The sequence below is a fragment of the Actinoplanes sp. NPDC020271 genome (assembly GCF_044388125.1).
Taxonomy (GTDB): Bacteria; Actinomycetota; Actinomycetes; order Mycobacteriales; family Micromonosporaceae; genus Actinoplanes.
This window is the reverse complement of sequence record NZ_JBIRWQ010000005.1, coordinates 34,595-46,690: the sequence shown is the minus strand read 5'-3', so window position 1 is coordinate 46,690 and position 12,096 is coordinate 34,595. Positions and strand designations below refer to the sequence as shown.

Here is a 12,096-nt window from a genome sequence, read left to right as displayed (position 1 = left end):
GGGCCGGAGCGGCGGTTCAACCGGTGAAGGTTGCCGGGCGCCGACCGTCCGGGGCGGCTGCCGGAGCCGACTCGGCCTGAGCCGGCCGCCCGGGGGACGGCGATCCCGGTCTCGGGAGGGGAGACAGAAAGGGCGCGGCACCCGGACGGGCGCCGCGCCGCTACCTCGCTGCCCCCTGACCAGGGAGCTCAACGGCCCTGAAGAGACCTCACGTTGTCGCCGAAGGTCCAGCTCTTCGAGCCGTCCCAGTTGATGGACCACGTCATCAGGCCCTTGATCCCCGGGACACTGTTGTACGCCTGGGTGACCAGCGAAGGCGCCAGGTATCCGCCACCCGCGCCGGACTGTGCGGGCAGGCCGGGCACCTGCTTATCGTACGGGATCTTGATGGTGGTGCCCTGGATCGTCAGCCCGTTGTTGAGGCACTGTGTCTGAACGGTGAATCCCTGGACCGCGCCCGCCGAGTACGAGTCGCCGGAGCACCCATACATCGACCCGTTGTAGTACTGCATGTTCAACCACCAAAGGCGGTTGTTGTCCAGATATTTCTTGATGATCGGCAGGTAAGAGCCCCAGATCGATCCGTAGGTCACGCTGCCACCGGTCACATAGGCGGTTTCCGGCGCCATGGTCAGCCCGAAGTTCGACGGCATCGCCGCGAGCACCCCGTCGATGATCCGGATCAGGTTCGCCTGCGAGGTGGAGAGCGTGTTGATGTTGCCGCTACCGGAGAGCCCGGTCTCGATGTCGATGTCGATGCCGTCGAAGTTGTTGGCCTTCAGGATCGGCACGAGCGTGGACACGAACTTGTCGGCGACGGCGCTGGAGCTCAGGTCGATGCCGGCCGCCGCGCCGCCGATCGACATCAGGACCGTGGCGCCCTGCGACTTGGCCGCGCAGATCTCGGCGGCGGTGGGCACTTTCACGCCGGCGTCCATGCCGTTCTCCCACAGCACGGTCCCGTCCGAGCGGATCACCGGGAAGGCGGCCATCAGCACGTTGTAGCCGTGCTGTGTGATCCGGCTGTCGTTGATCGGGATCCAACCCATTCCCGGGTGTACGCCGTTGGAGGCCCCGTCCCAGTTCTCCCAGTACCCCTGGAGCACCTTCCCGGCGGGACGGCCGCGCGTCGCACAGCCCACCGGCGAGGTGGTCGGGCCGGGGGACGCAGTCGGTGACGCGGTGGGCGACGCGGTGGGCGACGCGGTGGGCGAGGACGTCGGGCTGGTGCCGCCACTGCAGGCGCCGAGGTCCTTCCACAACGTGGGCGTCGCGGCTGGGTTCCAGCCGGTGCCCACGTACGCCGTATGGGTGACCAGTGCCTGGTACAGCTTGGACTGGTAGGTCACCTGCTGCCCGGCGGTGTAGGTGACCCCTTCGGCCCAGACCGTCGAGGAGCAGGCGACGGCGGCCTCCCCGGTCGCGGAGAACGCCACGGTCGACCCGAGTGCCACCCCCACCCCGGCGACCAGTGCCAACACCTGGCGGCGAACACCCATGGCAACTCCTCGACAGCGTGAAAGTGACCTGTGCCACCACATGGTGGCTTTCACGTTCACAAATATCAAGGGTTCTTAACAGTCATTTATTCAAGTTTCTTAACAGTGACGGGGAGGCCGACAAAAGTTCCGAACGGCTGCAGCGCCTCCTCAGCCGCCGCCCAGTCCGTCGCGGTGAAATCCGTCAGCGGGGAGACCGTGACCGAGACCGCCTTCTTGCCGAGCGTGCGTTTCCACACCGCGCGCACCCTCCCGTCCTGCACCAGCGTGGACTGGAAGATGCCGTTGCCGCCGGGGATGATGCTCTTCAGCATGTCCGCCGTGGCCATCATCGAACGATCCTTGTAGCCCAGCATGTACTCGTCGAAGCCGGGCAGCGCGTGCCAGCCACGCACCGGGCCGGCGTCCAGCACGGCCGGGTCGGCCCACATCTCGACGCCGTCGACGTCTGCTCGCTGCAGACCCGCGGCTGCGATCCCGGCGCGCGCGTCCTTCATCGGGAGCATCGTCCAGCCGGCGAAATCCTTGGCCGTCGTGGGGCCGTGACCGCGGAAATAGCGGTGCGCCAGGATGCCGAGCGCCTCCTCCCGGGACGGCGTGTTGCGGCTCGGCGCCCACTCGTCGAGAAGCACGAACGTCTGCTCGGACCCCTCGTTCGGGGCGATGGCCGTGACGCCGCGCTGACTCGCGTACCACAGCAGGTGGTAACCGAGAGGACCGGAGACCTGGACGCCGCCCTCGTTGAGAGCGGCCACGCAGGAAGATCGCGTCAGGCGGCCGCCGCCCGCGAGGGCGGTGCCGAGGATCTCGGCCGCCTTGTCGGCGTCGGCCTCGGAGAGGCCCAGGAACTCGCGGCGTTTCGCCGCTCCGGCCAGCGCGCGGACGCCGGTGAGCTCCAGCATCCAGTGCGCGTCGGCGGACGGGATCAGGTGGACCGTGCCGCGCATCGGCCAGGTGCGCACGACGTCGCGTTTCTCGGTGTCGGCGACGATCTCCGGCAGGGTGCGCCCGGGCAGACGGGCGCCCAGCGACCAGAGGACGCTGTTGAGATCCTGCGCCTGCATGGCGCCGAACCACTCGACGATCTCCAGGGTCGACTTCTTGGCCACGCGGCCGAGGAGAAGGCTGGTCATACGAAGGCTCAGCGCCGTGTTGACATCCACAGCGCTGAGCCTAGAGAACCCCTACGACAAAATCAGCGACCGCGCGCGGCCCGGTACCGCTTGATCAGCGTGTTCGTCGACGAGTCGGCGTCGTCGGCCGGCGCCTCGGCCGAGGTCAGCTTCGGCGCGACCTGGTTGGCCATGGCCTTGCCGAGCTCGACACCCCACTGGTCGAACGAGTTGATCTCCCAGATCACGCCCTGGGTGAACGTGATGTGCTCATAGAGCGCCACGAGCTGGCCGAACGTGTGCGGCGTCAGCTTGTCGGCGAGGATCGTCGTCGTCGGGTGGTTGCCCTGCATGACCCGGTGCGGCACGACCGCGGCCTTGGTGCCCTCGGCCTCGACCTGCTCGACCGTCTTGCCGAAGGCGAGCGCCCCGGTCTGCGCCAGGAAGTTCGACATGAACAGGTCGTGCATCTCGCCGATGTCGTGGTTCGGCTGGGAGAAGCCGATGAAGTCGGCCGGGATCAGCTTCGTGCCCTGGTGGATCAGCTGGTAGAACGCGTGCTGACCGTTGGTGCCGGGCTCGCCCCAGAAGACCTCGCCGGTCTGGAAGTTCACCGGGTCACCGTCGAGGCGCACGGACTTGCCGTTGCTCTCCATGGTCAGCTGCTGGAGGTAGGCGGCGAAGCGGTGCAGGTACTGCGCGTACGGCAGGACGGCGTGCGACTGGGCGCCGAGGAACGTGTCATACCACACGTTGAGCAGGCCGAGCAGGGCCGGCACGTTGCGCTCGACCGGCGTCGTACGGAAATGCTCGTCGATCTTGTGGTAACCGGCGAGCAGGTCGGCGAACTGCTCCTTGCCGATCGCGATCAGCACGGACAGACCGACCGCGGACGGCAGTGAGTACCGGCCGCCCACCCAGTCCCAGAAGCCGAACATGTTCGCGGTGTCGATGCCGAAGTCGGCCACCTTGGCGGCGTTGGTGCTGACCGCGACGAAGTGCTTGGCGACCGCCGCGTCGTCGTTCAGCGTCGCCAGGAGCCACTTGCGCGCCTCGCGGGCGTTGGTCAGCGTCTCCTGCGTGGTGAACGTCTTCGACACGATGATGAAGAGCGTCGTGGCCGGGTCCAGGTCACGCGTCTTCTCGTACAGGTCGGTGGGGTCGATGTTCGACACGAACCGGGCCTCGATGTCGCGCTGCGAGTAGTCCTTCAGCGCCTCGTAGGCCATGACCGGGCCCAGGTCGGAACCACCGATGCCGATGTTGACGATCGTCTTGATCCGCTGACCGGTGTGGCCGGTCCACTCGCCCGAGCGCACCTTGTCGGCGAACGCGCCCATCCGGTCGAGCACCTCGTGCACGTCGGCGACGACATCCTGACCGTCGACGACCAGCGACGCGTCGCGCGGCAGGCGCAGCGCGGTGTGCAGGACGGCCCGGTCCTCGGTGACGTTGATGTGCTCGCCGGCGAACATCGCGGCGATCCTCTCGGTCAGCTTGGCGCGCCCGGCCAGCGCGAACAGCGCGCTGAGCACCTCGTCGGTGACCAGGTTCTTGCTGTAGTCGACATACAGGTCGGCGACCTCGGCGGCGTAGCGCTCACCACGCTGCGGCTCGCTGTCGAACAGGTCGCGCAGGTGGACCGCCGAAAACTTCTCCGCGTGACCCTGAAGCGCCTGCCATTCGGCGCTGTCGGAAACGTGTTCGCTCATCTCTCCACTCCCGGACCTGGGACACTGCACACTTCGCCCATCGTGGCACGTACCGCTGCCGGACGCGGGCGATCTAGGTCTCATAGGCGGCCCACAGATTGATCACAGGGCCGCCGTAGCACCGCCCACGAGGTTAGTCCCATGACGACCACCACCCGCCAGCGTGTCCCCTTGGTCATGCTCCTGCTGGCAACTGCGGTTCTGTACCTCTGGGATCTCAGCGCCTCCGGCTGGGGCAACAGCTTCTACGCCGCCGCCGCGCAGGCCGGCGCGCAGAGCTGGAAGGCCTGGCTCTTCGGCTCGCTGGACGCCGGCAACGCGATCACCGTGGACAAACCGCCCGCCGCGATGTGGGTGATGGGGCTGTCCGCACGCATCTTCGGGGTGAACAGCTGGTCGATCCTCGCGCCGCAGGCGCTGATGGGCGTGGCCGGCGTGTTCCTGCTCTACCTGACGGTGAAACGCTGGTTCGGGCACGCCGCCGGGATGCTCGCCGGGGCCGCGCTGGCGGTGACCCCGGTCGCGGTGCTGATGTTCCGCTACGACAACCCGGACGCACTGCTGGTGCTGCTGATGACCGCGGCCGCGTACACCACGGTCCGCGCCACCGAACGGGCCGGCGCGCAATGGCTGGCCTGGACCGGGGTACTGCTCGGTTTCGGCTTCCTGACCAAGATGATGCAGGCGTTCCTGGTGCTGCCGGCGATGGCGCTGGTCTACCTGGTCGCCGCGCCGACCACGATCGGCAGGCGGATCAAGCACCTGCTCCTCGCCGGCCTCGCCCTGGTCGCCTCGGCCGGCTGGTTCATCGCCCTGGTGTCGTTGTGGCCGGCGTCGTCCCGGCCGTACATCGCCGGTTCGACCAACAACACGCTGTGGGAACTGGCGATCGGTTACAACGGCCTGGGCCGGATCCTCGGCGGCTCCGGCAACGGTGGCGGCGGTGGCGGCGGCGGGGGTAACGTCGGCTTCGGCGGGGCCACGGGCATCGGCCGCCTCTTCGGCGAGTCGATGGGCACGGAGATCTCCTGGCTGCTGCCGGCCGCGCTGATCGCCCTGGTGGCGGTGCTCGCGGTCACGTGGACCGCGCCGCGGACCGATCGTGCCCGGGCCGGCATGCTGCTCTGGGGTGGCTGGCTGCTGGTCACCGGCGTGACCTTCTCCTACATGAGCGGGACGATCCACCCGTACTACACGGTCGCCCTGGCACCGTCGATCGCCGCGCTGGTCGGCATCGGAGCCCGCGTCCTCTGGCTCTACCGCGCGCAGATCTGGGCCCGGATCGTGCTCGCCGGCATGATCCTGACCACCGCCGGCTGGGGTTTCGTGCTCCTCGGCCGCACCGAGTGGGAGCCGTGGATCCGCTGGGTGGCGCTCGCCGCCGGCGTCGTCGCGGCCCTCGCCCTCGTCGCCCCCGCGGCCCAGCTGCGCCGGCTCGCGGTCATCGGCATCGTCGCCGGCGTGCTGTCGGCCGGGCTGGGCACCGCGGCCTACGCGGCCGCCACGGTCACGGTCGCCCATACGGGCTCCATCCCCAGCTCCGGGCCGTCCGGAACGTCCGGCATGGGCGGTGGTCCCGGAGGCGGCGGATTTACCCGTACGGGCAATGGCGGCAATTTTCCCGGAAACGCCCCCACGGGTGACGCGTCGTCGTCGGATTCCCCGTCGTCCACCGACTCCTCGTCCTCCTCGTCGTCCCCGTCGCAGTCCTCCTCGTCCTCCACGGACTCGTCGCAGTCCAGCGGCGGCCCGATCGGCGGCGGCACGGGCGGCGGCCGTGGCGGTGACAGCAGCAACAACAGCGAGCTGACCGCGCTGCTCAAGGCCAGCACGACGACGTGGTCCGCGGCGGTCAGCGGCGCCACCTCGGCGGCCGACCTGGAACTCGCCTCCGGCACGTCGGTGATCGCCCTCGGCGGCTGGAACGGCAGCGACCCCTCCCCCACGCTGGCCCAGTTCCAGGCGTACGTGAAAGCCGGTCAGATCCACTACTACATCTCCGGCGGCGGGATGGGCGGCGGTGGCGGCATGGGCGGCGGGACGACCGACTCGTCGCAGATCGCCACCTGGGTCTCCCAGAACTACGCGGCCACCACGGTCGGCGGCACCACCGTCTACGACCTGACGGCCACCGAGTAGAAGTCTTCCTCCTCGAACAGTGGGCCCCGCAGCTTCCCCGTGCTGCGGGGCCCACGCCTGTACGGGAAATTGTCGTACCCCTCTTCTAGGTTTTCGCGCATGGTTACCGCGGCTTACTCGTACCTCGGTTCGTCGACTCTGGACGACGGCCTGACCTTGCAGACCTCCGGCGGCCCGGCCGCTCATCCCCGTTTCTTCACCGGCTTCCTGACCTCGCCCGCTGCCGCGGCGACCGGCCTGCTCGCCGTCGCCGAGGTCGCCCGCATGCGGTATTTCCGGCCGCTTCCCCCGGCCAGCCTCGACCCGGTGGTCACGGCCGGGTCCGACCGGCTGCGGTTCGAGTCGTTCTCCGGCTGCGGCGGGGTCTATGCGCGGCTCGACGTGCTGCCCGGCGGGCTGGACGGTGAGATCGTCGCCCACGGCACGACGAATGTGGACGTGAACCTGCCCCTGCAGCGCGCGCTGACCCGGGTCGGCCGGTCCGATCCGATGCACGTCGCGGTCGGCCCCGACGACCTGACCGTGACGACGTTCGACGGGCCGCTGGTGGAGAGGAAGGTGCCGCTGCCGTCGCGCTGGCTGCGCGGTTTCGCCGAGGCGCAGGTGCTGACCGCCCGGTTCGACCCGCGGGCCGAGATCGGGGTCGCCGAGGCCCGGGCGCTGTTCAACCGGCTGCCGGCCACCGACAAGTCGGTGCTGTGGGCGGTCCCGGCCGGTCGTTCGCTGCGCTTCACCTCCCGGCCTGCGCCGGGCGCGGTCTGCCTTCCCGGCGCCGGCCGGCTGTCCGCCCTCAAACCCTTCTTGAGGTACGCGACGGGCCTGCGCGTCTACGGCCCGGCAGTCGCCAGTGGCAGCCGGCCGGTGGCCAGCACCTGGGAGTTGTCGATGCCGGCCCTGCGGTTGTCGCTGACCCTGTCGCCGGAGCCCTACCGTGGCTTCTCCGGCGAGGGCGCGGTCCTGGAGTCCCTGGCGTCCGACGAGGTGACCGACGACGCCGACCTGGTCAGCGCCCTGCTCTCGTGGGACCCGACGATCGACGTGGACTCACTGGCCAGTGCCTCGGGGCTGGACGCCGCGCGGGTGCGCGACGCGCTGACCCAGTTGGGCACGGCCGGCCGGGTGGGCTATGACGTGGCCGAGGCGGGCTACTTCCACCGCACGTTGCCCTACACGGCGGAGGCCGTCGAGCGGATGAATCCGCGCCTGGCCGGCGCCCGCGCGCTGATCACGGCCGGCGGCGTGACCGTCGGCGCCGAGGGGTCCGTGGTGGTCAGCGGCGACGAGACGTACCACGTGCGGAACGAGTCGCAGTCCTGCACCTGCCCGTGGTGGGCGAAACACCGGGGTGGTCGCGGCCCGTGCAAGCACGTCCTCGCCGTCCGGATGGCCCGCGCCGGCGAGACCGCCGCGACGATCGCGAAGGCCGAGGCGTCGGCATGACCCTGACCTGGGAGCTTCTGCGCGGGCGGGCGCAGAACGGAAGCCTCACCGGTGTGGTCCGGCTGCTCGTCCGCGCCACCGAGGAGGAACGTCTCGCCCTCGCACCCGAGGTCGAGGCCGCCATCAAGGCGCTGGACCGGAACGGCTGGTGGCGCGGGCAGAACAATCCGAACCCGGGCTACGCGCTGGCCGTGATCGGCTGCATGCCGAGCGCCGCGCGGGCCGCCGCCCTGCTGCAGCGCACCAGCATGCAGAGCTGGGCGAAGGACGGCCCGGCCCACTTCCTCGAGGTCGCCCGCGCCCGCGAGCTGACCTGGCTGGGCGATCTGGGTGCCCGCCTCGCGCAGCGGCTGCCGATCCGGGATGCGAATGTCGACCTGTGGCCGGTCGTCTCCGCGTTCCTGCGCGAGGGCGGCACCGAGCCACCGGTCACCGAGAACGTGGTCCGCGCCTGGCTGGACCGCTTGCTCAGCCCGCCCTGGCAGCGCAACGAGGACAAGACGCCGCTGAGCATCCGGCTGCGCGAGGACCCACATCGCGACCTGCTGCTGCCCGGCGTTTTCGAGTTCACCGGGTTCGGCTCCGACCTGGCCGCCATGGGGTGGGACGAGTCGACCGGCCAGTGGGAGTCCACCCCGGTCCTGCCGAAAGTGATCGCGCACCTGGTCGCCGACGGCACCCTGGAACGCAAAGTCATCCTGGACCTGACCGTCGACCGGCTGCTGCGCGGCGGCAGGCCGAACGAGGTCCGCCCGTTCGCGCTGCTGCACGACGCCCTGGCCCCGACCCTCGACGAGGCCTGCAGCCACGCGCTGGACTATGCGCGCCTGCTCCCCGAGGCGCCCGGCGCGGTCGCGACCCTCGCGCAGAAGGCGTTGCGCCAGGTCGACGAGGCCGGGCGGCTGGAGCTGGAAACCCTGCTCGACACCAGCGGCCCGACCCTCGTCCGCAAGGAGAAGACGCTGGTCAAGGCACAGCTGACCTGGCTGGAGAAGGTGGCTCGCCGCGAGCCCGGCCGGGCTGGCGAGGTGCTGGAGACGATCGCCACCGCCTTCGGCCACCCCGCGCTCGACGTGCAGGAACGCGCGCTGACCGGGATCGGCAAGCAGGTCGCCGGGCTGGACGCGGACACCGTCGCCCGGCTCGCCGAGGCGTCCGTGATCCTCGGCGGGGACCTTCCGGCCCGGGCCGTCGAGCTGTTCGGCGTCGCCGCACCGGAGTCCGCCGACAAGGTGCCGGAGCTGCTGCCGGCCGCCCCACCGGCCGAGATGCCGGCGCCGATCGCCACCGCCACCGAGCTCGCCGAGGAACTGGTCGCGCTCGCCCACGAGCGGGGCGCCATCCGGTGGGAACGGGTGCTGGCCGGGCTGGTCACGCTCTACGCGACCGAGGGCGCGACGGTCCTGCGCGCCGCGCTGCAGCCGGTGCTGGACCGATACCCGGGCGACTTCGCGGAGAGTTCGTGGAACCGGACCGAGCCGCTGCTGCACCTGGGCATCGCGATCCGGTCCGTGATCGGCCCCGACTCGCCCGCCGCCGCCCCGCGCACCGGCGTCGGCCGTTCCGGGAACCTGTGGGAGTGGCTGGTCACGTCCGTCCGCACCGCCTGGCAGGACGGACGGCGCGGCGGTGACGACTCCGCGCTCGCCGCCACCCCCGACGGGGTGCTCGGCCTGCGCGTCGCCGAGCTGGCCACCCAGCTGACCCGCACCATGGTTCCGCTGATCATGGCCACGCCGACGCACGTGACCGGCAGTGTGGACGCGTCCGTGCTGCTGGAACGCTTGCGCCGGGCCGAGGCGGAAGGGTGGCAGCCGTGGCCCGTCGACTTCGAGCAGGCACTGCTGCGGCTGCCCCGCGAAACCGATCCCGCAGTCGTCGCCGCGGCCGGGCAGCTGACCTCCCCGGCCGGGCGGCAGTTCGCCACCTGGCTGACCCGCGGTGGCCTGCCCGACCCGGTGACCCGGCGTTTCGAGCAGACCCCGGATGACAAGAACCGCTACTACTGGTCACCGGGCGTGCGCCGGGTAGTGGCGGCCATGAGCCCGGCCCGCGACGGTGGCCTGCGCCTGGAACGTCAGCTGCTCACCGTCGTCCCGGGCACGCACCCGGCGGGCTACCCGGGCACCTTCCACGGCACCGGTGACGTGCTCACCATGGTCCTGCCGCACCACCGGGAGGCGGCGGCCGCCTGGGCGCTGCCCGAGGTCGCCGCCACAGCCGACCAGGAACAGCGCGAAGGCGCCGGGGTGCTGCCACTGCTCGCCGAGTGCTCGGGGCCGGTCGGGCCGGCGCTCGCCCACGGGGTCGCGTACGGACTCGGAGCCCGCCACCACGAGAACCGGGTCGCCGCCACCGACGCGTTCCTCACCCTGGCCGCCCGGCCCGAGCCGTTCGCGGCGGCGGTCGGGGGCGCGCTGGCCGACCTCGGGGCGGACGGCGTTCTCAAGATGTCGCGCGTCGTCCCCGCCCTGGCCGAGGTGCACCGGGCCGGTGCCTCGGTCGCGCTGTGGGAGGCTCTGGCCACGGCTCTGCCGACGCTGCTCCCGGCCGCCCCGCACGGCCTGCCCGACCTGCTGGAACTGTGCAGCCAGGTCGCCCGCGCGGTCCACGCGCGGACGGAGATCGCGGGGCTGGCCGACGTCGCTTCCCGCCCCGGCACGACGCGGCTGATCAAGGAGGCGAGGCGCTTGCAGACCGTCCTCACCCCCTGACCGGCGCACGCCCGCCTCGCCGCCGGCCGGCCGCAGCACCGCCAGCACCCAGCCGGGCGGGCGCGGCCGGCGGCCAGAAGTGCCTCCCCCGGGCCGAAGCACCGCTCGCACCCAGCTCGATCGGCACGGCTGGGGGTTGGAGGCGGTTCGGCGAGGCGGGCGCGTGTCTGCCCGGGTGGCCGGGTCGGTGCGGACAGGGTGCTGCGGGAGTGTGGCTGAGCAGGGCGGGCGTGGGCGTACACGGGAATTGGGGTGGGGTGAGTCTGGAGAGGGAAAACGGAAACGCCGCCCGGGTGGGGGACCCGGACGGCGTTTCCTCAGGGGGAGGGTTGAAGATCAGCCGAGCTTCACGTCGAAGATCGGGTTGGCGGCCAGCTTGCGGAAGGCCGCGAGCGACGCCTTCGAGCTGTCGATGCTGATGTCGCGGTCGCCCTCGTCGTCGTGCTTGGTGTCGAAGTGCACGATCGCCTTGATCGCCGGGCGCTTCTTCAGCTCGTCGAGGACGCTGTTGTAGACGGCCGACTTGTCGGCGATGTGACCGACGCGGTGGTAGCCACCCCACTCGGCGACCATGATCGGCTTGCCGGCGTGCTTGGTGGTGGCCCAGTCGTACCAGCCGAGCGTGCCGCCCTTGGCCTTGCGGTCGAGCAGCGAGGCGAAGTTGCCGTAGTGGTAGTAGCCCTTCTCCACGGAGACGTAGGAGTCCAGGCCGACCCAGTCGACGACGTCGTCACCCGGGTACAGGTCCTTCCACCAGGACTGCGCCATCCACTTCTCGTTGCCCATGTACGCGACGACGTTGATCACGTTCGACACGCCCTGGGCGCGCAGGCGCTGGATGGTGTGGCGGTACATGGCCGCGAAGTCCTTGGCCGCCATGCCCGAGCCGGCGCGCGCGATGACATCGTTCTCCGGCTCGTGGTTCAGGACCAGGAAGAACTTCTTCCCGTACGCCTTGGCCCGCGCGGCGAAAGCGTCGATCCGCTTGTCCTGCTGGCCCTTGGCGACGGCCGCCCACGTCGTGCCGTACGCGATCTTCCAGTTCTCCAGGAGCACCCGCGGGTGCGCCGCGTCCTGGGTCATCGCGATCTCGGCCTTGGTCGGGAACGGCTCGTTGCCCTTGTGGTACTGGTGGAAGATGCTCGCGGTCCGGCCGCTCGCGTTCTCCCAGTTCTTCAGCGCCTCGTCACGCGGGGCGCTGGTGAAACCACCGGCGGCACCGCCCCAGAGAACACCACAGGTCGGGACCAGCTTGGCGCCGGTCGTGCAACCCGCGTCGGCAGCCTGCGTAGCGGCCTGTGCCGGCGTCGCCGTCACCGCACCGGCGAAACCGGCAGCGAGGGCGGTGAGCGTCAGTACGGTCTTGCGCAGCGTCGACTTCAAAATCAAATACCCCCCGGTCTGTCCAGCGGCGTTGCCCGCCGGGCATGTGAAAGAGATTCCAGGGCGACGGGTGCGCGCCCAGTGCCCGTGCCGGTGC

General features: G+C 70.6%; 7 protein-coding genes. 3 read left to right on the top strand and 4 right to left on the bottom strand.

Annotated elements, in window-relative coordinates; genetic code table 11:
* Window positions 1-188: 188 nt before the first annotated feature.
* From ACH442_RS13000 to pgi, 3 genes are all read right to left on the bottom strand, one after another.
* Window positions 189-1,499, bottom strand: a complete 1,311-nt coding sequence (locus ACH442_RS13000; RefSeq protein WP_396338167.1) for a carbohydrate-binding protein — start codon at window positions 1,497-1,499, stop codon at window positions 189-191.
* Between the two features lie 86 nt (window positions 1,500-1,585).
* Window positions 1,586-2,632, bottom strand: coding sequence for a winged helix DNA-binding domain-containing protein (locus ACH442_RS12995; protein WP_396338592.1), 1,047 nt, complete (start codon window positions 2,630-2,632; stop codon window positions 1,586-1,588).
* Window positions 2,633-2,694: 62 nt separating this feature from the next.
* Complete coding sequence (pgi, locus tag ACH442_RS12990) at window positions 2,695-4,323, bottom strand: glucose-6-phosphate isomerase (protein WP_396338166.1); 1,629 nt, start codon at window positions 4,321-4,323, stop codon at window positions 2,695-2,697.
* 141 nt (window positions 4,324-4,464) lie between these two features.
* Between pgi and ACH442_RS12985 the strand changes: the two genes are divergently transcribed.
* From ACH442_RS12985 to ACH442_RS12975, 3 genes are all read left to right on the top strand, one after another.
* Window positions 4,465-6,462: a glycosyltransferase family 39 protein gene (locus ACH442_RS12985; RefSeq protein ID WP_396338165.1), complete on the top strand. Its 1,998-nt coding sequence runs from the start codon at window positions 4,465-4,467 to the stop codon at window positions 6,460-6,462.
* 99 nt (window positions 6,463-6,561) lie between these two features.
* Entirely contained in the window at window positions 6,562-7,902 is a 1,341-nt protein-coding gene (locus tag ACH442_RS12980) for an SWIM zinc finger family protein (RefSeq protein ID WP_396338164.1), read from the top strand.
* A complete protein-coding gene (locus tag ACH442_RS12975; RefSeq protein WP_396338163.1) occupies window positions 7,899-10,616 on the top strand; it encodes a DUF6493 family protein in 2,718 nt (905 codons plus the stop codon). The genes ACH442_RS12980 and ACH442_RS12975 overlap by 4 nt, the downstream gene beginning before the upstream one ends.
* Window positions 10,617-10,952: 336 nt before the next feature.
* Here ACH442_RS12975 and ACH442_RS12970 read toward each other — a convergent pair whose 3' ends face one another.
* Window positions 10,953-11,999, bottom strand: coding sequence for a glycoside hydrolase family 26 protein (locus ACH442_RS12970; RefSeq protein ID WP_396338162.1), 1,047 nt, complete (start codon window positions 11,997-11,999; stop codon window positions 10,953-10,955).
* Window positions 12,000-12,096 lie beyond the last annotated feature (97 nt).